We start from the raw sequence: 24,518 nt of genomic DNA, 5'->3' as shown, positions 1-24,518 counted from the left end.
CTCACTCCCGGCAGCTCTGGTCACTGGTTTGCGCACTCTAGGTACGTGCTGCGCCCGCTCCGCGTACCCTGTGCCCCACCACACCCGGATTCCGTACCTCACGGAAGACCCGTAAATCCCAAAATCTCCCGCAGACCGACGAAGTGAGCACACCGGCCATGCCCACGCACCCGGACATGACGACAGACACCACAGACGACGACCGCGCGGTGCCTGCCGAAGGCAGTGCCCTCTCAGGACCCGAAGCGGCCCCGGTGCTCGACGCGCTCCAGCACCAGCTCGCCGTGTACGCGCGCCGCGCCGAACAGACCCGGCTCGGCGGCCTCGGCCAGGCCCGTAACTCCATGGACCGCGCCGCCTACCTGCTGCTCAACCGGCTGGACCAGGAAGGTCCGATGGGCGTCAAGGCGCTCGCCGCAGGCATGGGCATCGACTCCTCGACGGTGACCAGGCAGGTCGCACCGCTGGTCGAGTCGGGCCTGGTCAAGCGGACCTCCCACCCGGAGGACGGCCGCGCCGTCGTCCTCCAGCTCTCGCCGCGCGGCCACTCCCGGCTGGAGGAGGTCCGCTCCTCCCGGCGCCAGCTGATGGAGCTGATCACCGAGGGCTGGACGGCGGAGGAGCGCGGCACTTTCTGCGAGTTGCTGACCCGGTTCAACACCGCGATGCTCGGCCTGAACCCCGCCAGCCTCGCGCAGCCCCCGCAGCCACCCGCCGCGAGCGGTCAGGACGCTCCCGCCTCTTGATTTGATCAGCGCGTCTGCCGTCCTATAGGCGGCGGGAGGCGGCGTGCGCGAGCGACAGGCACGGCAAGAGCGCCTCCGCGCCCGGGAGTTCGAGGCATTCGTCGCGGGCGCGGGCGGCAGGCTGTTGCATGCCGCCACCTTGCTGACCGCCGAACCGCCCGGAGCCGCGCCCGAAGCGCAGCGGCTCCTTGTCGGTGCCCTCGCGCACACGCACGCCGACTGGGCGCGACTGCGCGGCGAGGACCCCTACGAGCGCACCCGGCAGGAACTCGCCCGGCGCTACGCCCACACCGGATGGCGCTACCGCCGGCCGCGCGGTGGCCTGCTGGGCGTACTGCCGCCCCAGGAGCGCCTGGTGCTGGTGCTGCGGCTGTTCGAAGGGGTCGCGGAGGAGCAGGTGGCCGCGGCGCTCGGCCTGCCCGTCGAGAGGGTGCGCGCGCTGCACACCCGCGCCATGGCGACCCTGCTGAGCCGCCCGCTTGAGAGCGCGGCGCCGAGGTGAGCTTGCCGGACCGCAAGGAGACCGAGGTCCGGCGGCTGCTGGAGCAGTCGCTCGGGAAGCCTGTGCCTGTGGATCTCGCGGAGCGGGCGCTCATGCGGGGTGCCCGGCTGCTGAGGCGCCGCCGGGCCCTGCGGACCGCACTTTGGCTGGTGCTGGTGGTGGGGCTCGCCGTGCTGGTGGGCTGGGCGCTCGCGGCCCAGCCCTGGGCTCAGCCGCCGCCGGACACGTCGCCGACGGTCGGCTGGTAGGGCTTGTCGGGGTTCGGTGCCTCGCCGCGGGGGCTGGTGTGTTTCGCCGTCCGCGGGTGCTCCCCCGAGCTCTTCGAGCAGGGCGGCACTCCCAGGTTGCGCGCGCCCACGCGGCGGAGCCGCATGTATGACACAGCACCGCGCCCCTTTCGGAGCGCCTACTCGTGGGCGCTGATCACGCCGCCGGCGCTGAGGACGATGGGCACGCCGTTGGCGTCGAGGCCGGCGTCGTGCTGGTTCGCGTCCATCGTGGCGGCCACACCGTCGTGACCGATGATCTTGGCGCGGAAGTGGTTTTCGCCGACCTTTGTGACCTTGGCCTTCCAGCCGCCCTCGATGTCGAAGGTGCCGGGTCCCTGCTCGTCGCCGCCCATCCAGGAGTGGATCTGGCCGCCCAGCGTGAGGGTGACGAACATGCCGTTGGCGTTGAGGCCGGCGTCGTGCGGCTTGGTCTCCATCGTCGCGGTGACCGCACCGTCGCTGACGATCTTGGCCCGGTAGTGCTGGTCGCCCAGCTTGTAGATTTTGGCCTTGCTGCCGTCCGCCAGGGTCTTGGTGCGGACCTGGGAGGCTGTCTTGGTGCGCACATCGGTCTGGTTCTTGCCCGAGCCCGCCTCGACCTTGGTGGAGGCGGAGGTCTTCTTCTGAGAGCCGGAGGCGTCGTTGTCCCCGCTCTGGCAAGCGGTGAGTGAGAACGCCGCTGCGGCGGCCACCGCCACCAAGGTGGCGGAACGGACGGTACGGCGAGTGCGGCGGTTACGACGAGTGATCATGATGGAAGTCCCCCATGGGCTCTCAGGATGCGGTGTTCTCGCCGGCTCCGCAGGGCGGTCGGCCGGCTCTGCTGTTCGCTACACCTTGTGAGATGGCACCCGGGCGGAAGTTGTTCACCGACTTGTGTCCGCACTCGGTAACAACGGAATCGGGCGCCGAAGCCGTAGCGCCGCAGCGCCGTAGCGCCGCTGTTCGCGCTCGCGGCGCGGGCCGGGGCCCCCGGCGAGGAGCTGCGGCCGGGTGACGCCGCGCGTACGAGGGGGACACGGGGGAGAGGGGGCACAGTGAAGGGGGAAGGGGGGAGTGGACCGTGCCCCCGAGGGACGCTCCTAGTCCAGGGCCTGGGTCAGGTCGGCCAGCAAATCGTCCGCCGACTCGATGCCGACCGAGAGGCGCACCAAATCGGCGGGGACCTCCAGCGCTGAGCCCGCCGCCGAGGCGTGGGTCATGCGGCCCGGGTGTTCGATGAGGGACTCGACGCCGCCGAGGGACTCACCGAGGGTGAACAGCCGTGCGCGGTCGCACACGCGGACCGCCGCCTCCTCGCCGTCCGCCACCCGGAAGGACACCATCCCGCCGAAGCCCCGCATCTGCTTGGCCGCGATCTCGTGGCCCGGGTGCGAGGGCAGGCCCGGGTAGAAGACCTCGCTCACCCTCGGGTGCGCCTGGAGGAGCTGGGCGACGCGGGCCGCGTTCGCGCCGTGCCGGTCCATGCGGACCGCGAGCGTCTTGATGCCGCGCATCACCAGCCACGAGTCGAAGGGGCCCGCGATGGCGCCCATCGCGTTCTGGTGGAAGGCCAGTTCGTCGCCGAGCGCCGGGTCGGAGACGACGAGCGCGCCGCCCACCACGTCCGAGTGACCGCCCATGTACTTCGTCGTCGAGTGCACGACGGCGTCGGCGCCCAGCGCCAGCGGCTGCTGGAGGTAGGGGCTGGCGAAGGTGTTGTCCACGACCAGCCGCGCCCCGGCGCCGTGCGCCACCTCCGCGACCGCCTCGATGTCGGTGATGCCCAGCAGCGGGTTGGAGGGCGTCTCCACCCACACCGCCTTGGTGCGCTCGCGCAGCGCTGCCCGTACGGCGGCCGGGTCCGAGGAGTCGGCCACCGACCACTGCACCCCCCACCGCTCGGCGACCCGCGCGAAGAGGCGGAAGGTGCCGCCGTACGCGTCGTTGGGGATGACGACGTGGTCGCCGGGCGTCAGAAGCGTACGCAGCAGGCAGTCCTCGGCGGCCAGACCCGAGGCGAAGGCCAGCCCTCGCCTGCCGCCCTCCAGCGCCGCGAGGTTCTCCTCCAGCGCGGTGCGGGTCGGGTTCGCCGAGCGGCTGTACTCGTAGCCGCCGCGCAGCCCGCCGACGCCGTCCTGCTTGTAGGTGGAAACCTGGTGGATGGGCGGCACGACCGCCCCCGTCGTGGGATCGGCCGCCTGACCCGCGTGGATGGCGAGGGTCTCGAAGCCTCCGGGGCGGACGCCGGAGATGCCGTCGCCGCCGTTCTCGATGCCATTGTCGCGCTGCTCACTCATGGGGGCGAGACTAGTGCCCCTCCCGGCAAGCTTTGCCCCGTCGCGCCGCCCGGCACGCACTCCCCCAAGCTCTCCGAGCAGGGGGTGCCCCCAGTGCCGCGTTGGCCAAAAGCCCTGGTAGCTCCTTCCCCAAGCTCTCAACTTCGTTCGAGCAGGGGAGACCCCAATCAAGGGCTTCCGGCCGCCTTGCGATCGCACGCTCCCCCACGCTCGGCTCCGCTCGCGCGGGCGGTGCCCCCACGACGACGCTCCTTCCGGGCAAACACTGCCGGTCACGGCACTAGTGGGCCGTACGGTGGAGTCAGGGCGGCTCGGCCGGGCCGCCCGCGCCAGCCAGACCGCCCAGCCGACGACCCGACCCTCCCCCAGCCTTCGGCCGGGAGGCGCCCCCGAGCGTGGAGACCCGACGCCATGGAAGCCCTGCTCCTCCTGATTGCCCTCGCCGCCATCTTCGGTGCGGTGGCCTACCCCGCGATGCGCCGCAGGCAGCTGCGCCAAGGCAGCCGGGACGGGGCGCGCGGGCTCGCGCAGGCCCTCGACCCGTCGGCGGGCTACGGCTTCGTGCCCTCCGACCAGCTCGACGTGCGCCTGCCGGGGCCGGACCGCGAACTGGTCGACGCGCTGGAGGAGACCCAGCGCACCCAGGACTGGCAGCCGGTCGCGCGGCTGCTGGCCTTCACCGGTGACGAGCACGAGCTGCGCTGGCAGCGGGTGCAGTCGCTGGCGGGCGCCGCGGCGATGGAGCTGGCCCGCTCCCGGGAGCAGGGGGTGCCGGAGGCCGGTCCCGCCGAGGACGCCGTCTCCTTCAGCAAGGAGGGGCCCTCCCGGCGGGCGGACGGGCGCTGGCTGCGGGACTGGCGCGCCCAGCAGCCCCGCGACCCGGGCGGCGCGCAGGTGTACGCGCAGTTCCTCGTCTTCCAGGCCCTGGCCGAGCCCGGCGGCTCCGACGATCGCCGCATCATCCTGGAGGAGGCGCGCAACGTCGCCCACGACGCGGCCGAGCTCGCCGCCGCCGACCCCACGCCCCACCTGACCGAGCTGTTCATCGCCCGCCACCTGGAATACCGCGAGGCCGACTTCGAGTCCCTCTGGTCGACCGTGCGCCGCCTGGCGCCCGACCACATGGGCGCTCACCTGGCGGCGCTGCCCTACTGGTCGGCGAAGTGGGCCGGGTCCAAGGAGCAGGCCGACGCCTTCGCGCGCACCGCCGCCTCCCACGCCCCCGAGGGCACCTTGCTGCCGGCGCTCCCGCTGTTCGCGGTCTACGAGCACCTGCCCGAGGTCAACCTGGTCCGCGGCCTCTACCAGAGCGAGGAGGTCACCAAGGCCATCGAGGCCGCCGAGTTCGCCGTCGACCAGGTCGAGGAGGACCACCCCGTCCGCCCGCACATCCTGCACCTGCTGGTGTGGTTCCTGGTCCGCGCCGAGCGCTACGCAGAGGCGCTGGAGGCCCTCGCGGCGGTCGACGGCCACGTCGGCGCCGTCCCCTGGGTCGACGAGGGCGACCCCGCCTCCGCCTACACCGCCTACCGCGCCCTGGCGGTGGCGGGCTACGAGTCCACCGGCGGCGCCCGCACCCCGCACTGACGGCCGTCGATCACTCTTTCGTGTGCCGCGGCCCCTGTATCGCTCCCGGTAACGTGAAGAGGCGTGCGGGATCCGTCCATGGGAGGAACCATGACCGCTGAACCGGCTCCCGAGATCAACACGATCACCTGGCCGGTGCCCCCGCCGGACGGCTACACCGTGGACGACCTGCTGACCTTGCCGGACCTCCCGCCGCACACAGAGCTGATCGACGGGAGCCTGGTCTTCGCGAGTCCGCAACGCAACTTCCACGCTGATGTCATTGACCTGCTGGTCAGCGGGCTTCGGGCGTCCGCGCCGAGGGACCGTCTCCGGGTGAAGCGGGAGATGACCGTCGTCCTCAACAGACGAAACGGCCCTGAGCCGGACGTGTCGGTCGTCAAGGCCGAGTCGGTCAACGGGCCCGACCAGACCTGGTACCACGCCGCCGACGTCCTGCTCGCCGTCGAGGTCGTCTCGCCCGACTCCGAGGAGCGCGACCGCGACACCAAGCCGCGCAAGTACGCCGCCGCGGGCATCCCGCACTTCTGGCTGGTCGAGCGGGCCGGGGAGAGCCCGCATCCCGTCGTCCGGGTCTACGAACTGGACCCGGTGGCCAAGGGCTACACCCTGCGGGGCAACTTCCACGGCCGGCTCACGCTCGACGAGCCGTTCGACATCGACATCGATCTCACGGCCGTCGACGAGCTGTAGCCCGCGGCGGGGGCGCCGGTGCTGCTGAGCGTGAGGTCAGCGGGGCTGTCGGCAACAGGGCCGGCCGCGCGGTGTGATCACCGCTGTACAGTGGCGGCCATGCTGGGCCGGATATCGTCGAAGTCGGGGATGCGCTGGGCATACGACCTGGTACTGGCCGGGCTGGTCGCCTATTCGACGCTGTCCGAGGGTACCGGCGCCGACTGGCTCATAGGGCTGTCGATGGCGGTGGCGGTGGTGTTCCGCAGGCGTCTTCCCCTGACCGTGATGGCGGTCGTCTCCGCTCTCGCCCTGACGCAGTATCTGCTGGCTGCACTTCCCCGCGAGCCGTTGGCGGGAGAGATCACGGGGTACGACGGAGCCCTGCTCGTGGCAATGGTGACGGTGGTGAGCCATACCGAGCAGATGTGGAAGGTGTACGCCGCGGGAGGCGTCGTCGTGCTGGGGGTCGCGGTGGCGTACTGGGGCGAGTCCTCCGGCACCTCGGCGAGCAGCCAGGACTCCCTCAACGAGGGTCTGATGGTTGCCGGGTTCTGCGTGGGGGTGTGGCTGACGGCGTACGTGCTGCGGACCCGCCGGCTGTACGTGGCAGTCCTGGAGGAGCGTGCCGTCACCGCGGAGCGGGAGCGCGCGCAGCTCGCCCGGCTGGCCGCCGCCGAGGAGCGCGCCGCGATCGCTCGGGAGCTGCACGACGTGGTGGCGCACAGCCTGTCGGTGATGACCGTGCAGGCGGACGGGGCGAGTTACGCGATCGAGACGGATAGGGGCAGGGCTCAGGAGGCGCTGCGGACGATCGCGGCCACCGGCCGGGACGCGTTGGAGGACATGCACCACATCGTCAAGGTGCTGCGGGGCGGGAAGGAGCCCGGCGGCGAGGGCGACGAGGACCGCCGCCGGGTGGGTCTGGACCATCTCGAACCGCTGGTGGAGCGGGCCCGCGCCGCCGGGCTGCACGTGGATCTGAGTATCGGGGACAAGCCCGCCGGGCTCTCGAACGCCGGTGAGTTGACGCTTTTCCGGATCGTTCAGGAGGGCATGACGAACGCGCTGCGGCACGCCGGTCCCGGCGCCCACGTCGCCGTCACCCTCACCTTCGACGAGGACACCGCGGCCTTGGAGGTCGTCGACGACGGGGCCGGGCAGCGCGTCGGCTCCGGCTCGGAAATGGTGCCCGCCTCCGGCGGCAACGGGCTGGTGGGCATGCGGGAGCAGGTCGATGTGTACGGCGGCCGGTTCAGTGCGGGCCCCCGGCTCGGGCCGGGCTGGCAGGTCAGAGTCGAACTTCCGGTGAGGACGGCGGCATGAGCGACGGCGGTACGGGCAGCGGCGGTGCGGGCGGGCCGATCCGGGTGGTCGTCGTGGACGACCAGCCACTGGTGCGCGCCGGGTTCGTCATGGTTCTGGACGCGCAGCCCGACATCGTCGTCGTCGCGGAGGCCGACGACGGGTCCGAGGCTCTCGCGCTGCTGGACACGGTCGCGGCCGACGTCGTCGTCATGGACGTTCGTATGCCCGTCATGGACGGGGTGGAGGCCACCAGGCGGCTCGGCGAGCGTCCGGACCCGCCCAGGGTGCTCGTGCTCACCACGTTCGACAACGACGAGGACGCGTTCGCCGCGCTGCAGGCCGGCGCGAGCGGTTTCCTGCTCAAGAACGTGCCGCCGCAGGACTTCCTCTCCGCGATCCGCGTGGTGGCGACGGGTGATTCGGTGGTGGCGCCGCGGGTGACCCGGCGGCTGCTCGACCGTTTCGCCGGGCAGTTGACCCCGGAACCGCAGCGGAAGGACACCCGGCTCGCCGCCTTGACCGAGCGGGAGCGGGGTGTGCTGGAGCTGGTCGCGCAGGGGCTGTCCAACTCCGAGATCGCCGCCCGCTTGTACGTCGCCGAGACGACCGTGAAGACGCACCTGGGGCGGATCCTCGCCAAGCTGGAGCTGCGCGACCGGGTGCAGGCCGTCGTGCTGGCGTACGAGACGGGGCTGGTCCGCCCCGCCGACTGACGCGGCCGGACGCCTCCCGACTGTCGCGGCCCGATCGAGGTGCCGGGCCGCGGCGTTGTACCGGTGGAGGACCCGGCCTCCGCTCCCCGTACGACCCCGGTCGTACGGGCCCCGACGCGGGATTCGTGTCCCGGTCCGACGCGCCGGAACACCCTCCGCAGCAAGGATTGTCGAGACCGCAAACAAGCGCTGACAAGCGCGGACCAGCGCTTTCAAGCGCTCATCGACAATTCTCCGGAGGCTTCTGATGTCTGCCATCGCTACCGACACCACCATCGACTCGAAGGCACCGCGGAACCGGAAGGCCTGGGTGCTCGGCGTTGTCGCGGCCGTGTTCCTGGCGGCGCTCGGCGGCGGTACCTACTGGTGGCAGCAGCGCAGCCAGCCGAGCCAGGCATCGGCCGCCGACTGCGCCCTGGCCCAGAAGATCGTCGACCAGACACGGAACCTGCCCAAGGACAAGGACGCCGTCACGAAGTGGCAGCAGGACACGCAGGACCTGCGCCACAAGAAGATGAGGGACGGCTACCTCGGGCTGCAGATCTCCAAGTACGAGAGCTGGGCCGCCGAAGACGCCAAGGGGCAGGGCCCGGCCCCCAAGAAGTCGAAGCAGAAGGAGACGGCGGACACCGCCAACTCGCACTGCAAGGACGCCAAGCGCACTCTCACATTCCCGCCGGTCGGTTCCTGAGCGTTCCTCGGCACATTCGGCCCGTGAGGGGAAGACAGACCATGCATATCAACGCAGTTGAGTGCCGTGACGGAAGCTCACGGCGGAGTGGGCCCCGTGGGCGGAGCGAGGGCGGTGTCGCGGCCGTCGGCGCGGAGGATCTGGTCAAGGTCTACGGTCAGGGCGACACCGCGGTACGGGCCCTGGACGGGGTGACCGTCGACTTCGCCCGCGGCCGGTTCACCGCCATCATGGGCCCGTCCGGTTCCGGCAAGTCCACCCTGATGCACTGCCTGGCCGGCCTCGACGGCGCCACCTCCGGACGGGTGCGGATCGACGAGACGGAACTGACCGGCCTGTCGGAGCGCGCACTGACGACGGTGCGGCGCGACAAGGTCGGCTTCGTCTTCCAGTCGTTCAACCTGCTGCCACAGCTGACGGCGCTGGACAACATCACGCTCCCGCTCGATCTGGCCGGCCGACCCGTGGACCGGACCCACCTCGACCACCTCGTCGGTGTGCTGGGCCTCCGCGACCGGCTGACCCACCGGCCCGGTGAGCTGTCCGGAGGCCAGCAGCAACGGGTCGCGCTGGCCCGCGCGTTGACCCCGCGCCCCGCAGTGGTCTTCGCCGACGAGCCCACCGGCAACCTGGACTCACGGTCCGGAACGGAAGTGCTCGGCTTCCTGAGCGCCTCGGTGCGCGATCTGGGCCAGACCGTCGTCATGGTGACCCACGACCCGCGCGCCGCCGCCCACGCCGAACGTGTCGTCGTCCTAGCCGACGGAGAGGTCGTCGACGACCTGGACTCACCGACGCCGGCGACGGTCACCCGGGCGCTCCGAGCCCCGGAGGACGCCCGATGAGCGGGGGACCGCACACTGCCCTGCTGCGCACCCAACTCGCCGGAATGCTGCAACGCCCGGGCCGTCTCGCCCTGACCGGCCTGTCGGTGCTCATCGCCGCGTTCGTTGTGTTCGGCACCGTGCTGGCCCAGGAGATCACGGAGCGGACCACCCTCGACCACTTCAGCGGCACTCCGGCGGCGACCAGCCTGATCGCGAGCCCGGACGGGGGCGGCCCGGGCATCACCGAAGCCGGGGCCGGAGCCGCCCGGAAGGTGCCCGGCGTGGCCGAGGCCACTGCCCGCACCGAGACTCAGGTGTCGCTCGCCGGGGTCTCCGACCGCCTGCTGCAACTGAACGCGGACCCGGGCCGGGGTCGGCTGTCCCGGGTGCGGGTCACTGCGGGCGCGTACCCGGACGGTCACCGTGAGGTGGCCGTCAACCAGCAGGCCGCGCGGCACTGGGGCATCGAGCCAGGTGACCGCCTCCGCATGCCGTTCCCGCGAGGCGACGACCCCGAGCGGACCAGGACGGTCACCGCGACCGTCACCGGAGTGGTGGCGACCCGCTCCGACCGGATGGAGACGGCGTACGCCCCCGCGGCCACCATCAACGCCATGAGCCGCGTGAAGGGCTCCGACCGGCTCGACGTCCGCGCCGAACCCGGGGTGTCAGCACATGCGTTGTCCAAGCGGCTCTCCCAGGTGCTCGACCACCACGGCACCCACGTCGAGATCACCACCGGCACTGCCGTGCGGGCCGAGGAGGCGCACGACGCGGTGCAGCAGTACGTGGACTTCTTCCGCATCATCGCGATGTTCCTCGCCGTCGCCGTGATCGCTGCGGCCCTCGTCGCGACGTCGACGTTCCGCATCGTCTTCGCCCAGCGGCTGCGGCAACTGGCTCTGCTGCGTGCCATCGGGGCCCACCGCCGCCAACTCGTGAGGGCCCTCGCCGTCGAGGGGGCGGTGGTGGGACTGGCCGCCGGTACGACGGGCGTCCTGCTGGCGCTCGGCGCCGGTCACGCCGCCCCGGTGGTCGCCGGCTCGGCCGGGCAGGACCTCTCTGCACCGGGGGTGCCCGTGGGGGCGGCGCTGGCGGTGGTGGCCGGCGCCGTGCTGGTGACGGTCGGCGCGGTCCTCGCCCCGGCGGTCTCCGCCGCCGGTGTCTCCCCCTTGCAGGCGCTGCGCAGCGCCGACACCTCGGCGGGCGAACGCGGCGTCGGCCGCGGACGCCTCGGCATCGGGCTGGTCCTCGCCACGGCCGCCGTCGGACTCGTCGGCGTCGTCCTCGGGCAGTTGCCGGAAGGGGCCGACCCGGCGTACGAGCCGTCCGGCAATCTCACGGTGACGGTCCTGTCGGGCACGCTGGCCTTCCTCGCGCTCATCACGCTCGGACCGCTGCTGGTCCGCCCGGTGCTGGCCGGCGCCGGATGGCCGCTGCGGCGGCTCGGGCCCACCGGCAACCTTGCCGTCAGCGGGGTCGGCGGCGCCCCGCGCCGGGCCGCCGCCGTGTCGATGGTCGTCGCCCTCGGTGTCACCCTGGTCTCCGGCACCCTCGTCGGCATCACCAGCATGCAGAGCTACGCGGACGGACGGCTCGCCGTCCAAGCGCCTGCGGACTTCAACCTGGAGGGCTCGGAGAAGGGCCTCGATCCCGATCTCGTACGCCGGGCCGAGAAGCTGCCGCAGCTCGCCGACGTGACCAGCTACCGAACGGCCGAGGTCTCCGTCCGCGGGGCCGGACCGGGCGGCGTGTCCGCCACCGACATGGACCTGGGCGAGCTGCCGTCCTTGCGGCAGATCCGCACCGCCACCGGGGACGTGCGGGACTTCGGCCCCGGCCGGGTGATCCTCGGTGCGACGCTCGCCGAGGAGCTCGGCGTGCGGGCCGGCGACAGCATCACGCTCAAGGCGGCGAAGAAGGGCAGCATCCGCGCGTCGGTCGCCGCGACACTGCCCGATGAGGGCCCGTTGACCGCAGGCATGGTCCTCGCACCGGCCGACCTCGACAAGGCGGGCACCCCGCCGCGGGCGACCGATGTCCTGGCCAACGCCGCCGAGGGCGGGCAGGCGGGCCGCAACGCGGCGGCGAAGGCGATCACGAAGGCCGCCGGGGCCCAGGGCGACGTCCATCTGAAGGTCCTCGCGGAGGAGCGTGAACGCAGCGACGCCGACATCAGCCTGCTGGCCACCACGGCGCTGGGGCTGCTCGGACTCACCGTGCTGATCGCCGTGGTCGGCGTCGCCAGCACGACCGGCCTCACCGTGCTGGAACGCACCCGCGAGTCGGGCCTGCTGCGTGCACTGGGACTCGGCCGTGCCGGGCTGCGCACCATGATCGGTGCCGAGGCGGGCCTGTACGGCGTCCTGGGCAGCGTCCTGGGACTGGCCCTCGGCGTGCCCTACGCCTGGCTGGCGATCCGGGTGCTGAACCTCGGCGCTCCGCTGGACCTGCCGTACGGGCAACTGGTGGGCGTCTTCGTCGGGTTGACGGCGCTCACGGCGCTCACCGGGCTGCTGCCGGCCCGCCGCGCGGCCCGGGTCAGCCCGGTCGCCGCGTTGGGCACCGGCGAATGACCCGTGCCGGGGCGGGGGCGCGGCACAAGCGGGAGTGCGGTAGCCCGCCCGTGGGAGGGATCTACCGCACGATGCCGACTCCGGGACAGGCCGCACGCTTGGTGCCCGCGGATCGTCCGGGGAACGGCCTCCGGCTCAATCGGTCTTGACGGGGGTCAGGGTGAATCCGTCGTTGGGCTTGCCTCCGAGGAACTGGGCCAGCCCACCGCTGAGCGCGTACGTCGTCCCGCCCGGTCCCACGGTGACGTCGCTGGTGATGGGGTCCTTGACGGCGTCGGTGACGCTCACCGTGGCTTCCTTCCAGCCGTCGCGGGGCTTTATGTGCTGGATCTTGGCGGGTTTGCCGGTCAGTAGACCGCTGCTGACCGCCGTGATCGAGCCGTCCTTCTGGAGCTTCATGCCAGCCGGGGGGCGATGGCGAGGGCTGTCTCGACGACAACGAGGGACCCTCGGTGTCACCGAACTGATCACCCGCCGGCCGGGGGATCCGGGGGCCGCTCGTCGCCCGACGGTTCCCGGTACCACAGGAGTTCGCAGACTCGGGCGAGGCCGCGGGTGAGGTGACGGCGGTAGGTGCTGAACGGTACGCCGAGCCGTTCCGCCGCGGCCTCTTGGGTCGGGGCGCCGTCGAAGAAGGTTGTCGCCATCGCCCGGTGGAGCTTTTCCCCCTGCCGGTCCTCGCGCACTTTCCCGACCGCCTCGGCCAGGACGCCCCGCAACGACGCCACGGGGTCGGGGGCATCGGCGGCCACCAGCCCGGTGCGCAGGAGGGAACTGGCCGCCAGCGCGTCGGGGTGGTGCCAGGAGCGCAGCGCGCTCCGTACCGCGGCGTCGAACTCGGAGCGGGGCAGCCGCTCCCGGACGGGCGGTGCCTGCCCGGCGGCGGGTTCCCCCGCCTCCGCCTCCACCGCCTCCCCGCCGCTGGAGTCGAACCGGAAGATCTGCCGGAGCAGGGCGTCGGGCGGCATCGTCCGCTGGTCGTGGCCGAAGAGCCCGTAGAGCCGGCCGCCGATGCGGACCGGGGCCGGGGCGTCCAGGTCGGTGACGTACTCGGACGACCGGAACGGCTCTATGTCGTCCAGCACCACGAACGTCCAGGCCAGGCCGTCGCCGACGAGGAGTTCGAGCATGGTCCGCTCGCTGATGAGGTCCCCCTCCGGGGAGGGGTTCGGCTCGGTCCGCACCATGAACCGGGCGATTCCCAGATGGTCCCCCGGCTCCAGCGGCGCCTTCCGCCGCAGATACTCCCAGGCCGACGCGATCACGGGATCCGCGTCGAGGTCCGCCGTCCGGGCCTCGGTGAGCCGCAACCAGGACATGAAGCCGACCGTCTTGCCCGAGACCGCGTGCCGGTAGACGTAGAAGGACTCGGGCTGTTGGCAGAGCCAGTGGCGGACGGTGGCCACGGCCTCCTCCGGGCCGTCCCGGGCGGTCAGTTCCAGCACCGCGTCCCGGTCGCCGGGCCGCATGGCGTCCTCGTACACCTCGTGCTTCCGGTTGCCGCCGAACCAGTTGCCGGTGAACCCGTCGCGCTGGAGGTGGAGCACGGCGAGCGAAAGGCTGCGCACCGCCCGGCCCGTGGTGCGTCCGGGCCCGCTGTGGGCCTTTCGCACCTGCTCGATGAGATGGCTGAGGACCTGGTGGCGCATGGTGTCGTAGCGCTGTGGATCGCGCCAGCGCAGATCGGCGTCCAGGATCTCGCGCACCATGTCGTGCGGAAAGATCCCGTACAGGCCCGTCTCGATGAACGGCAGCCCCCGAAGCCAGGCGAACAGGGCCCCCGCATCGGCCTCGGGCAGGACGGCCCGCAGCAACTCCTCGGTGGTCATGTGCACATGGGCGCAGATCTCCAGGGCCTGCCGGTGGATCGCCGAGGGCACCTCGCCGACCAGCCGGGACACCAGTGTGCCGATCACGTCCTGGGTCGGTGTCCACGGGCCACCTCCGCGGCTGTCCGCCCGTACCACCTCGGCGGCCAGCGACAGGGCGAGCGGATGTCCGCCCGCGAAGGCGAGGACGGCAAGGTGCTGTTCGGGCGGCACACCGCGCGTCGTCAGCATGGAGACCGCCTCGTCGCGGGACAGGTCAGGCAGCTGGACGACCCGCATGACCTCGGCCCAGCCGGGGTCGGTCCGCCAGACGTCCGCGGGCGGTTCTCGTCCCGCGAGCACCACCACGGACCCCTGGGGCAGCCGGGGGAGGAACCGGTCACGCAGCCAGCCCTCGATCGACCGGTACTGCTCGAACGTGTCGATCAGCAGCACCGGTCTGTCGGCGGTGATCACCTCGGCGGCGTCGGCCTCGAACGACGCGGGGGAGCTCTCGCCGCTGTGTCCTTCGAGCTCGACCACCGTCCGTCCGGCCGCGCTCGCCTCGTCGGCGAAGCGCCGCACCAGCGACGACTTGCCGACCCCGCCCGGGCCGGTCAGGAAGAGCACGGCGAAGGAGTCCGCGGCGGCGTCGAGCGCCGAGCGGAACAGGGCCAGTTCACGCGCGCGTCCGACGAAGGCACGCCGCCGCGCGGCTCGTAGGTGCTCACCCAGGCTCACGGGCAGGCGGCTGTCACGGTCACGGTGAGTCATACAACTTCCTTGTGAGCCCGGACCCGGGGTCACAGGCAGAGGGTGGTCTCGTGAAGAAGAGCACCGGGTCGTCGCACCGGGTCGTCTCCGCGTGTGCGTACCGCGGGACGACGGCCGCACGGTTGTCTCGCGGGCCCCAGGCGCGTGCGGCCCGCCGACACGGCTGGACCTGGAAGCCGGGGTGGTCGGCCCTGCGTAGTCGCTTCTCACTGTGCGCGATCTCGGCAGGCTCTATCCGTTGCGGCGGCTGCCTTTCCTGGAGACCGGCAGGGGTTCGGCGACCGGCAGGGGTTCGGCGACCGGCAGGGGCCGGGCGGCGCCGTCGCGAGTGAAGCGCGCCGCTCGCCGGAGGGCGGCGATGGTCGGCCGCCTGTCGTCGGCGCGTGTGACGACGGCGATCTCCACGGCATCTCCCCCCAAGGGAACGAACCGCACGTCGGGGCGCGGATAGAAGTCGCGTGCCACCTCCGCGTGCAGCGCGATGTATCCGCTGGTGGCGACAGCGGGCGGGATGGCGGCCGGCTGACGGACGACTGGCGCTTTCGGCCCCGGCTCGGCGGCGGGTCCGAGCCATTCGCGCAGCGCCGAGCTCAGGGGCGGGGTCGCCAGCCATGGCCCATCGGCGACATCGTCCATGGTCAGCGACGTGGCGTCGGCAAGCAGCGACCGGGACGGCACCACCGCGACGCGGGGTGTCGACAAGACGACGTCGGACCGCAGCCCGTCCACCTGGCCGGCGTGCCACATGATCCCGGCGTCCACGGTGCGGTCGAGCACGGCGCGATATTGCGTGGCCCAGTCCAGGTCGACGTAATCGACGCGCAGCCCGGGTACCTGACGCTCAGCGCCGCACGCAGGTCATCCCATTTCTGCCCCGCTCCGAATCCGAGCACCCCGAGGCGCAGCGTCCGCCCGTCCCGTCCCGCCCCCTCGGACCTGGCGTGCTCGGCGAGCTGATCCACCGCGTCGAGCAGCACCCGGGCCTCGGCGACGAGCCGCATACCCGCCGGGGTCGGGGTCACCCGTCGGCTGGTCCGCTCGAACAGCGAAGCCCCTACCTCGCGTTCGAGACGCCGGATGTACTGCCCGAAGGGCTGCTGCGAGATGTGATGCCGTCCGGCCGCCCGCCCGAAATGCAGTTCCTCGGCCAGGGTCACCACGTAGCGCAGCAAGCGGATCTCCATCGAACCTCCTGTCCCGACGCTCACCGGCATCTACCTGGTCACGCCCCACGAACTCGTCGCGCGCCGGCAGGCGTGGTGCCCGGCCGTCGGTTCCCTGCTCCCGCGCCGTGATCCCGGCTGCGCTCCCCGATCCCCACTTACCTTGCTGAACATCCAGACGTAGCCGGGCGGGCGCATGGTTCACAACAATCTTGACTGATGATCCCGGTGGGTCTTCGTGATGTCCTGTTGCGGTCGCCCAGGGAGACATCAGGAGGTCATCGGCATGACTCGTCGCCGCGCTCTTCCGCGTAGCGGCACGGTCCGCTCGGTGAGACCGCCCGCGTGGGGCTACGGGACGGCCTGTCGGCAATCCCGGCCCCACCGACGACGAAACGGGGTGTGCGCATCATCCACACCTACCTCGATTCCGGTGACCCCCTTCTCGGCACCGGCGGTCTCTACGGCTCCGGCCACAGCGAATGGCTGATCCGTCAGGCGCTGAGCGGTCGTGACCGGGAGCGGGACCTGGAGGACGTCGTATTCCTGGTCGAGTGCGGGTTCGGCCATGGAATTCGGACGACAGACAACGCCCAGGCGAAATTGTGTCGCCGGTCGTTCGAGGAATGCTGTCGCAATTTCCCCGATCGCCGCACTCGAATCTGCGGCACCGACAGCGGCCCGGGTCGAGGGCCTCGTTCGAGACGCCCGCACGACCGGCCTGCGCGACCTGCCTCCGCGCGACACGCGGCCTGCCTCCGCGCGACACCGGTCAGAACCAGTGGGCGTTCCGGGGTCGTCTCGTGGGCGGGCGCTCTCGGTGAACACCCGGTGAGCAGTTCGCCGGGCACTTTTCCGAGCACTTTCTTGAGCACTTTCTTGAGTATTTTCTTGAGCGATTCCCTGGAGCAGGTCCGGAAAATATAGAAGTGGTAAAAAGAGTTGTGGTTGTGCGGTCGATATCGCGCACTGTCGTACTGTCGCTGCGACAGGGGAGGAACATTGCACGGCACTTTCCAGTTGGCGACGGTGGATCCCGAGAAAAGGATTCCCGTCGTGGTCCATGCGCCGGATCCGATCTCACGGGAAGGAACGATCAGCCAGCTCCGGCGGCACCCGGAGATCGACCTCGTCGACGAGGCCGCCGCCCAGGGCGACGGCGTGGCCGTACTGCTCGCCGAATCGCCCGACCAGGCCCTGCTCTCCCGGCTGCGCAGACTCGTCCGCAGCGAGGGTCTGCACCCCGTCCTGGTGGTGAACCTGATCCGCGAGGCGGAGCTGCTGGACGTCATCGAATGCGGCGTCGGTGCCATCCTCTGGCGGCACGAGGCCACCGGCGGCCGGCTGCTGAAAGCCGTGACCGCGGCCTTCCACGGCGGCGGCGACCTGCCCGCCGACCTCCTCGGCCGGCTGATCAACCAGGTCGGCGCGCTGCGGCCGGGGGTGGCCAACCACCCCGGAACCCAGCGCTCCGGCCTCACCCCGCGCGAGATCGACGTCCTGCGGCTGGTCGCGGAGGGAATGGGCACCGGGGAAGTCGCCAGCAAGTTGTCCTATTCGGAACGGACCGTCAAGAACATCATGCAAGGACTCACCACCCGGCTGGATCTGCGCAATCGCGCACACGCCGTGGCCTACGCACTGCGCGAGGGGTACATCTCGTGATTCACGAAGTCGACGGGCTGCTGCGCACGTTGCTCCAGGGCGGCGCCCTGACCGGCACCGACATCGAGATCGCCTTCGACGCGCCGACCCGCGATTGGTCGGCCCGGCGCAACGCCCCGACCCTGGACGCCTACCTGTACGACATACGGGAGGACGTCAAGCGGCGCGAACGCGGCACGAGCGCCGTCCGCGACGAACGGGGGGTCATCCTGCGCCGGCGGCAGGCCCCGCGCTGGTTCCGGCTGTCGTACCTCCTCACCGCCTGGACCAAGCGGCCCGAGGACGAACACCGCCTGCTCTCGGCGGCGCTGGCCACCCTGATGCCCCATGAGCTGCTGTCGCCCGAGATGCTTCCGGAGCCACTCGCGGCGCTCGATCTCACCGTGCCGCTCACGGTCGTCGGAATCCAGACCGAGTCCCGCTCCCTGGCCGAGATCTGGTCCGCGCTGGGCGGCATGCTCAAGCCCTCACTGGACCTCGTGATCACCGTGCCGTTCCCCGCCCACCCCGACTACGACGCCGGACCGCCGGTCACCGAGGGTGCCGTGGTGCGCACCCGCGAACTGGACGGCCCCCTGGAGGACGACGACCGCATGCACCAGCCCCGCCACTTGGGCCTGCCGACCACGGGAGCACGTACCCCGTGACCGACAGCACTTCGCCCGACACCCGCTCTTCGTCCGACCTCCGTACTTCGCCCGACACCCGCGCCGACGACCCAGCCGACGCGCTGCTCGCCCGGCTCGCCCGGCTGCGGACCCGCGTCGCCGACCTGGTCGAACGGCGCAGCGTCGGCGACCCCACCGCCGACGACCCGCTGCGCGGCCTGTACCTGTCCGACGAGGCCGTACGCCACCATCTGCGGCGGTCAGCCGACCCGCTGCCGCCGGAGGGCGACGCGGGGGCTGGGCACACCGCCGAGGGCTCCGACGACGAGCCCTCGCGTGACGACGAGCCGCGTGATGCCGAGCCGCGTGACGACGAGTTGCCGAGTGACGACGAGCCGAGTGATGCCGAGCCGCGTGATGCCGAGTTGCCGAGTGAGGGCGACCGCCTGCACTGGCTCGCCCTCCACCTGGGCCTGACCGAGCTGGACGTCCCCTGCCGTCCCCGCCGCCCCGGGCGCCACCGGAAACAGCCCCGCCGCCACTCCCGGAACCCACCCGGACAACATCTCCACGGCCCCCATACCCCCCGTGAGCCCCACGGCCCCCACGCCACCCCCGCCCCCCACGCCACCCGCACCCTCCACGCCACCCGCACCCCCCACGCCACCCCCGCCCTCCACGCCCCACGCCTCCACCACCGACGCCGACCGGGCGAGGGCCCTTCTGGTCCCGGTGGCCGATCCCCAGGGCGAACCGGAGCGCCCCCCGGCCGTATCCCCGGTCCTCCCGGGCCGCCCGGCTCCCGCCCGGCCGGAGGTCCGCGTCCCGGGTGAGCCGGAGAACCAGGGCGGCATCGCGTGTCCCTGGTGCCATCTCGCCAACCGCCCCGACCGTCACTTCTGCGCCCGGTGCGCCATGCCGATGGCGCAGGGCCCGGAGAACCCGGCCCTCCGCCCCTGGTGGCGACGGATGCTCGACCACCGCAACAGGGAGGCGCCCTGGGCCGGCGACCGCCCCCGCCTGCGCCGCCAACTGGGCCGCGTCCTGCGCTGGGTGGGCCTCGCGGTGGTACTGGCCCTGGTGGCCTGGGCCCTGTTCCAGACCCCGCGGGCCGTCAGCGCGGTACGCGACCACTTCTCCAAGCGCGCCCCGCTCGCCCCGGACTACTACAAGGCGTCCCGCTCGTACTCCGGACACGGCCCGGACAAGGCGTTCGACGTGGTCAGCAACTCCTGGTGGGGACCGGGGATCACCCAGTCCGCCGAGGGCGAATGGCTGGAGGCCCGCTTCCAGGATCCGGTGCGCCTGCTGGACATCGGTATCACGCCGGGCCGGTCCACCCACGCCGAGGACCAGGGGAAGTCCGCCCTCCCGCACCGCATCGACGCCCGCATCACCACGGACGACGGCAAGACGACCACCAGGGAGATCGTCCTCGACGACGGCACCGGCTTCCAGCGCCGCCCCTTCCGCGCCCAGAACGTCACCGCGGTCCGCTTCACGATCCGTTCGGCCTACCGGGCCGACGCCGAGAAGCAGGTGTCCATCGCCGAGATCGAGTTCTTCGGCCCTTCCAACACCCGTAACTCATGACCCCCACCGGCGGTCGGAACGCCGGCAACGCCTCGGGTCGGTGAGGCGTTGGCGGACCGGCCGCCGGAGTGGCTTCGGCTGCCTGCGGGCCACGTGCTGTGTGCGCCTTCCTGCTCCTGGAGCCCGAACCCGCCAGGTGGGCCGGACGGTCCCGGTCGTGCGACGATCCCGGTATGAATCGACTGGCTGACTCCCAGTCGCCTTACCTGCTCCAGCACGCCTCCAATCCGGTCGACTGGTGGCCGTGGGGGCAGGCGGCGTTTGATGAGGCGAAGCGGCGCAATGTACCCGTACTGCTGTCCGTCGGCTACTCGGCGTGCCACTGGTGCCACGTGATGGCCCGCGAGAGCTTCGAGGACGAGGAGACCGCGCGGCTGGTGAACGCGGACTTCGTCGCCGTGAAGGTCGACCGCGAGGAGCGGCCCGACGTGGACGCCGTCTACATGGAGGCCGTGCAGGCGGCCACCGGGCAGGGCGGCTGGCCGATGACGGTGTTCCTGACGCCCGATGCCCGGCCCTTCTACTTCGGTACCTACTTCCCGCCCGGCCCCCGCCACGGCATGCCCTCCTTCCGGCAGGTGCTGGAGGGAGTGCGCACCGCTTGGACGGACCGGCGCGAGGAGGTCGACGACGTCGCCGGGCGCATCAGCCGTGACCTGGCCGCGCGCACCATCAGCGTCGACGCGCCCCGGCCGCCCGGGGCCGAGGAGATGGGCGCCGCGCTGCTCGGCCTCACCCGGGACTTCGACGCGGTACGCGGAGGCTTCGGGGGCGCGCCCAAGTTCCCGCCGTCGATGGCGCTGGAATTCCTGCTGCGCCACCACGCCCGCACCGGCTCGGACGGTGCGCTGGAGATGGTGCGGGTCACCTGCGAGGCGATGCGGCGCGGCGGCATCTACGACCAGCTCGGCGGCGGCTTCGCCCGCTACTCGGTCGATGCGGAATGGGTCGTTCCGCACTTCGAGAAGATGCTCTACGACAACGCGCTGCTGTGCCGCGTCTACGCCCACCTGTGGCGCAGCACCGGCGCGGACGAGGCGCGCGTGGTCGCGCTGGAGACCGCCGACTTCATGGTGCGCGAACTCGGCACCGCCGAGGGCGGCTTCGCCTCCGCGCTGGACGCCGACAGCGAGGACCCACAGGACGCAGCGGGCGGCCACGCCGAGGGCGCCTACTACGTGTGGACGCCCGCGCAGCTCGCGGAGGTCCTCGGCGAGGAGGACGGGGCGCGCGCCGCGCGCTGGTTCGGGGTCACCGACTCCGGCACGTTCGAGGGCGGCGCGTCCGTGCTGCGGCTTCCCGAAGAGCAGCCGGAAGGGGAGGGGGAGGCCGGCCCCGGGCCCGGCGCCGCCGAGGGAGAGCGCTTCGAGGACGTACGGCGCAGGCTGTTCGAGGCGCGCGCCCAGCGGCCCAGGCCCGAACGTGACGACAAGGTCGTGACCGCCTGGAACGGCCTGGCCGTCGCCGCGCTCGCCGAGACCGGCGCCTACTTCGATCGCCCCGACCTGGTCGAGGCCGCGCGCCGCGCGGCACGGCTGCTGGCCGGGCCGCACACCCACGACGAGGGCCGCCGCCTCATGCGCACCTCGCGCGACGGAACGCCCGGCACCAGCGAAGGCGTGCTGGAGGACTACGCCGATGTGGCCGAGGGCTTTCTGACGCTGTACGCCGTGACCGGCGAGACCGAGTGGCTGGAGCGCGCCGGCACGCTGCTGGGCACCGTGCTGGAGCGGTTCGCCGCCGAGGACGGCACGCTGTACGACACGGCCGACGACGCGGAGCGGCTGATCCGGCGCCCGCAGGACCCCACGGACAACGCGGTGCCGTCGGGGTGGAACGCCGCGGCCGGCGCGCTGCTGTCCTACGCCGCCTACACCGGCGACCACCGCTACCGCGAGGCGGCCACGCGGGCACTGGGCGTCGTACGTGAACTGGCCGGGCGGGTACCGCGGTTCATCGGATGGGGGCTGGCGGTGGGGGAGGCCCTGCTCGACGGGCCCCGGGAGGTCGCCGTGGTGGGGGCCGGGGCCGCGGGGGAGGTGCTGCACCGGGCGGCGCTGTTGTCCTCGGCGCCCGGTGCGGTGGTTGCCGTGGGCGCGCCGGGTGCCTCGGGCGCCGCGGAGGTCCCGCTGCTGGCGGACCGGGGGCTCGTGGACGGCCGTCCCGCCGCGTATGTGTGCCGGGGCTTCGTGTGTGCGGCGCCGGTGACCGACCCGGAGGCGTTGGAGGCCGCGCTCCGCACGTGAATCGAGCCCCTGCCCCGGCCCCTTCCCTCCCCCTCCCCCCAGCCTTCGGCCAGGAGGTGCCCCCGGAGGGGCAATGAACAGGCTCTCCGGCGATCGAGGCAGGGCTCTTACAGCGTGAGGCCGCGTTCCAACACGGCCAAGGAGCGGTTGACCAGGTCGCGGAGGGCCTCGAGGTCGCCGGTCATGCCGGCGTCGACCCAGGCGTACATCGCTTCGGTGAGAGCCCCGAGCATCGCCCCGGTGACGATGCGGAGTTCGAGATCGTCGCAGGGTCTCCCCGTCCGCTCGGCCAGCGCGTTCAACAGCAACCGCATCGTCTTGGCGGAGTGTTCGCTCATCCGCCCGCGCAGCGCGGGGACTTCACGGATGAGCCGGACGCGCTGGTAGGTCTCGTCGGCGTCGTTGCTGTAGACGCGGGCGAGGGACTCGTAGAGCGCCTCGCGCAGGGCGGCCACGGGCGGCTCGCCCGGCGGGCGCCCGCGCAGGGCCTCCTCGATGAGGGGGTCGTACTCGTCGGTGAGCACGATGTCTTCCTTGGTGGGGAAGTAGCGGAAGACCGTGCTGGGGGAGACCTCCGCCTCGTCGGCGATCTGGTCGACGGGTGTCGCGTCGTAGCCCTGCTCCTGGAAGAGCCGGTAGGCGGTCCGCCGGATGGCCTGGCGGGTCTGGAGCTTCTTCCGCTCGCGCAGACCCAGCTTGGCTGTGGGGAGGTCTGCGGGTGCGGACGTGTCGTTGGCGGAATCTGTAGGTGCGGGGGCCATGGATCTCATTGTCGGGCATCGGCCTCGGGCGGGGCCATCTTCGTGCCAGTGGTTGTGTCACCCCCGTTACTCACACCCGTCGCACCCGTACCGGCCGTCGTACCGGTGCCGGTACGGGCGCCCGCACCGGCACCCGTACCCGCGCCCTCACCGGCGGGGGCCGGGCCGAAGACCGTCGCCACCAGCAGCGCACCGGCCAGCGCGGCGACCCCGCACAGCAGCAGCACCTGGCTCATCCCGTGCACGAAGGCGGTGTCGGCCGCGTCCGCCAGATGGGGGAGGCCCAGCCGGTCGGCCAGCAGATGCGCGGAGACGACCGAATCCTCGGCGGCCGAGGCGGCCGAGGCAGCCTCCGGCGGCAGCTCGCCGGGGAGCGCGCCCAGGTCGAGCCGGGAGGTGTACGTCTGTGCCAGCAGGCTGCCCAGCAGCGCGATGCCCAGCGCGGTGCCCATCTGGCGCACGGTCATCAGCAGTCCGGAGCCGCTGCCGGCCCGGTCGGCGGGCAGCGCGGTGAGCGCGGTGTCCATGGCGGGCACCATCGCCAGCCCGGTGCCCAGCCCGGTGAGGGTGAGCCAGGTGGCGGCGAGCCCGTAGCCGTCCCCGGTGTCCGTACGGGCGCCGAGGAACGCGGCGAACGCGAGGACGACGAGCCCCGCGCTGATGACCAGGCGCGGACCGAGCTTCGCCACGAGCGGCCCCGCCGCGCGGGCCGCGACCACGATGCCGCCCATCAGCGGGAGCAGCCGCAGCCCGGTGCCCAGCGCGTCGTTGCCGAGAACCGCCTGGAGGTACTGCGGCACGACGAACAGCAGCCCCGACATCACGAGCGTCGCGAGGGTGACGGTCAGCGCGCTCCAGCGGAAGCGCGCGGCGCGCAGCAGGTCCAGGTCGAGCATGGGCCGGGTGCCGCGCCCCCGCGCCCCGCGCTCGCGCAGCACGAGGGCGGCGACCAGGAGCACCGAGACGGGGAAGAGCGCCACCACGAGCGGGTCGCCCCAGCCGCGTACGGGGCCCTCGATGATCGCGTAGACGAGCGCGGCGAGCCCCGCGACGCCCAGGAGGGTGTTGAGCGGGTCCACGCGGGAGGCGGCGGGGTCGCGGGATTCGGGCAGCAGGAGCAGGCAGGCGAGGATGCCGAGCGCGGCGAGCGGGACGTTGATCAGGAAGATCGAGCCCCACCAGTAGTGGTCCAGCAGCCAGCCGCCGACGATCGGCCCGAGCGGCATCCCGCCCGCTACGGCGGCGGTGACGATGCCGATGGCCTTGGTGCGCTCGGTGGGGTCGGTGAAGAGCGAGGGCAGGACGGCCAGCACCAGCGGCGAGATGAGCGCCGCGCCCAGTCCCATGCCGGCGCGGGCCGCGATCACCCAGCCGGGGCTGTCGGTGAGGGTGCCCAGCAGCGAGCCGAAGAGGAGGACGGCGAGCCCGGTGACGAGCATCCGGCGCCGTCCGTAGCGGTCGCCGAGCAGCCCGGCGGGGAGCATCGTCGCGGCGAAGACGACGACGTAGGCGTCCACGATCCACTGCATGTCGCCGGTGTCGGCGTGGAGTTGGGTGGCCATCCGGGGCAGGGCGACGTTCAGGATCGTCAGGTCGAAGCCGAGCGTCAGCATGCAGGCGCCGAGGGCGACCAGCGCCCACCAGCGGCGCGGGTCGTGCCGGGCCTCCCCGTTCGTGGCGGCGTTCGTGGCGGTGTTCATGGCGGTCCTCCCCGTGACTCCGTGGCAATA

The 24,518-nt window shown here is 72.2% G+C and carries 21 protein-coding genes and 2 pseudogenes; 15 read left to right on the top strand and 8 right to left on the bottom strand.

All coding sequences use genetic code 11. The features are described from left to right. The first annotated feature begins 158 nt into the window (after positions 1–158). From OHB04_RS15695 to OHB04_RS15685, 3 genes are read left to right on the top strand one after another with little or no spacing between them, the layout of a single operon-like run. Positions 159–746, top strand: coding sequence for a MarR family winged helix-turn-helix transcriptional regulator (locus OHB04_RS15695; RefSeq protein ID WP_405805259.1), 588 nt, complete (start codon positions 159–161; stop codon positions 744–746). Between the two features lie 43 nt (positions 747–789). After that, on the top strand, positions 790–1,248 hold the full coding sequence (locus OHB04_RS15690) for a sigma factor-like helix-turn-helix DNA-binding protein (RefSeq protein WP_326688310.1): 459 nt from the start codon (positions 790–792) through the stop codon (positions 1,246–1,248). Continuing rightward, positions 1,245–1,496 (top strand): hypothetical protein, encoded by a 252-nt coding sequence (locus tag OHB04_RS15685; protein WP_326807657.1) that lies wholly within the window; start codon positions 1,245–1,247, stop codon positions 1,494–1,496. Before OHB04_RS15690 ends, OHB04_RS15685 begins: the two co-directional genes overlap by 4 nt. Positions 1,497–1,654: 158 nt before the next feature. On the opposite strand, the gene OHB04_RS15680 is transcribed toward OHB04_RS15685, so the two are convergent. Both OHB04_RS15680 and OHB04_RS15675 read right to left on the bottom strand, forming a co-directional pair. Then, on the bottom strand, positions 1,655–2,269 hold the full coding sequence (locus OHB04_RS15680) for a hypothetical protein (protein WP_326688308.1): 615 nt from the start codon (positions 2,267–2,269) through the stop codon (positions 1,655–1,657). Between the two features lie 330 nt (positions 2,270–2,599). Beyond that, positions 2,600–3,796, bottom strand: a complete 1,197-nt coding sequence (locus OHB04_RS15675) for a cystathionine gamma-synthase (RefSeq protein ID WP_326807656.1) — start codon at positions 3,794–3,796, stop codon at positions 2,600–2,602. 411 nt (positions 3,797–4,207) lie between these two features. On the opposite strand from OHB04_RS15675, the gene OHB04_RS15670 reads away from it, so the two are divergent. The 7 genes from OHB04_RS15670 to OHB04_RS15640 all read left to right on the top strand — a co-directional run bounded on the left by OHB04_RS15670 (position 4,208) and on the right by OHB04_RS15640 (position 12,170). Then, positions 4,208–5,383, top strand: coding sequence for a hypothetical protein (locus OHB04_RS15670; protein WP_326688306.1), 1,176 nt, complete (start codon positions 4,208–4,210; stop codon positions 5,381–5,383). A gap of 90 nt (positions 5,384–5,473) precedes the next feature. Further along, the gene (locus tag OHB04_RS15665; RefSeq protein WP_326688305.1) at positions 5,474–6,076 is read left to right on the top strand and encodes a Uma2 family endonuclease; all 603 of its coding nucleotides are present in this window, start codon (positions 5,474–5,476) and stop codon (positions 6,074–6,076) included. A gap of 99 nt (positions 6,077–6,175) precedes the next feature. Then, positions 6,176–7,381 carry a sensor histidine kinase gene (locus tag OHB04_RS15660; RefSeq protein WP_326807655.1) on the top strand — a complete coding sequence of 402 codons (1,206 nt, stop codon included), beginning with the start codon at positions 6,176–6,178 and terminating at the stop codon, positions 7,379–7,381. Further along, positions 7,378–8,076 carry a response regulator transcription factor gene (locus OHB04_RS15655; RefSeq protein ID WP_326807654.1) on the top strand — a complete coding sequence of 233 codons (699 nt, stop codon included), beginning with the start codon at positions 7,378–7,380 and terminating at the stop codon, positions 8,074–8,076. The genes OHB04_RS15660 and OHB04_RS15655 overlap by 4 nt, the downstream gene beginning before the upstream one ends. A 247-nt stretch (positions 8,077–8,323) precedes the next feature. Then, on the top strand, positions 8,324–8,767 hold the full coding sequence (locus OHB04_RS15650; protein ID WP_326807653.1) for a hypothetical protein: 444 nt from the start codon (positions 8,324–8,326) through the stop codon (positions 8,765–8,767). A gap of 41 nt (positions 8,768–8,808) precedes the next feature. Next, positions 8,809–9,612, top strand: a complete 804-nt coding sequence (locus tag OHB04_RS15645) for an ABC transporter ATP-binding protein (RefSeq protein ID WP_326807652.1) — start codon at positions 8,809–8,811, stop codon at positions 9,610–9,612. Further along, positions 9,609–12,170 (top strand): ABC transporter permease, encoded by a 2,562-nt coding sequence (locus OHB04_RS15640; RefSeq protein WP_326807651.1) that lies wholly within the window; start codon positions 9,609–9,611, stop codon positions 12,168–12,170. Before OHB04_RS15645 ends, OHB04_RS15640 begins: the two co-directional genes overlap by 4 nt. A gap of 135 nt (positions 12,171–12,305) precedes the next feature. Here the strand turns inward: OHB04_RS15640 and OHB04_RS15635 are convergent, their stop codons facing one another. The 4 genes and pseudogenes from OHB04_RS15635 to OHB04_RS41825 form a co-directional block, all read right to left on the bottom strand. Then, the gene (locus OHB04_RS15635; RefSeq protein WP_326807650.1) at positions 12,306–12,569 is read right to left on the bottom strand and encodes a hypothetical protein; all 264 of its coding nucleotides are present in this window, start codon (positions 12,567–12,569) and stop codon (positions 12,306–12,308) included. Between the two features lie 68 nt (positions 12,570–12,637). Beyond that, entirely contained in the window at positions 12,638–14,752 is a 2,115-nt protein-coding gene (locus OHB04_RS15630) for an ATP-binding protein (protein WP_326807649.1), read from the bottom strand. 231 nt (positions 14,753–14,983) lie between these two features. Next, a pseudogene (locus OHB04_RS15625) lies at positions 14,984–15,580 on the bottom strand (LysR substrate-binding domain-containing protein); the annotation flags it as partial. Between the two features lie 185 nt (positions 15,581–15,765). Further along, positions 15,766–15,936 (bottom strand): annotated as a pseudogene (locus OHB04_RS41825) (LysR family transcriptional regulator); the annotation flags it as partial. Between the two features lie 981 nt (positions 15,937–16,917). Between OHB04_RS41825 and OHB04_RS15620 the strand changes: the two are divergent. The 5 genes from OHB04_RS15620 (at position 16,918) to OHB04_RS15600 (ending at position 22,027) form a co-directional block, all read left to right on the top strand. After that, positions 16,918–17,580 carry a helix-turn-helix transcriptional regulator gene (locus tag OHB04_RS15620; protein ID WP_326807648.1) on the top strand — a complete coding sequence of 221 codons (663 nt, stop codon included), beginning with the start codon at positions 16,918–16,920 and terminating at the stop codon, positions 17,578–17,580. Next, entirely contained in the window at positions 17,577–18,227 is a 651-nt protein-coding gene (locus tag OHB04_RS15615) for a DUF4255 domain-containing protein (RefSeq protein ID WP_326807647.1), read from the top strand. Before OHB04_RS15620 ends, OHB04_RS15615 begins: the two co-directional genes overlap by 4 nt. Continuing rightward, the gene (locus OHB04_RS15610) at positions 18,224–19,021 is read left to right on the top strand and encodes a hypothetical protein (RefSeq protein WP_326809613.1); all 798 of its coding nucleotides are present in this window, start codon (positions 18,224–18,226) and stop codon (positions 19,019–19,021) included. Before OHB04_RS15615 ends, OHB04_RS15610 begins: the two co-directional genes overlap by 4 nt. 82 nt (positions 19,022–19,103) lie before the next feature. Then, the gene (locus OHB04_RS15605; protein ID WP_326807646.1) at positions 19,104–19,781 is read left to right on the top strand and encodes an NADase-type glycan-binding domain-containing protein; all 678 of its coding nucleotides are present in this window, start codon (positions 19,104–19,106) and stop codon (positions 19,779–19,781) included. 173 nt (positions 19,782–19,954) lie between these two features. Further along, positions 19,955–22,027 (top strand): thioredoxin domain-containing protein, encoded by a 2,073-nt coding sequence (locus OHB04_RS15600; RefSeq protein ID WP_326807645.1) that lies wholly within the window; start codon positions 19,955–19,957, stop codon positions 22,025–22,027. 107 nt (positions 22,028–22,134) lie between these two features. Here the strand turns inward: OHB04_RS15600 and OHB04_RS15595 are convergent, their stop codons facing one another. Beyond that, positions 22,135–22,788 carry a TetR/AcrR family transcriptional regulator gene (locus tag OHB04_RS15595; RefSeq protein ID WP_326688298.1) on the bottom strand — a complete coding sequence of 218 codons (654 nt, stop codon included), beginning with the start codon at positions 22,786–22,788 and terminating at the stop codon, positions 22,135–22,137. A gap of 5 nt (positions 22,789–22,793) precedes the next feature. Continuing rightward, positions 22,794–24,488, bottom strand: coding sequence for an MFS transporter (locus OHB04_RS15590; protein ID WP_326807644.1), 1,695 nt, complete (start codon positions 24,486–24,488; stop codon positions 22,794–22,796). Positions 24,489–24,518: the final 30 nt, after the last annotated feature.

The sequence above is a fragment of the Streptomyces sp. NBC_01775 genome (assembly GCF_035917675.1).
In the GTDB taxonomy this organism is placed as follows: domain Bacteria; phylum Actinomycetota; class Actinomycetes; order Streptomycetales; family Streptomycetaceae; genus Streptomyces.
Note: the sequence above shows the minus strand (reverse complement) of the source record. Positions and strands in the feature narration are given on the sequence as shown.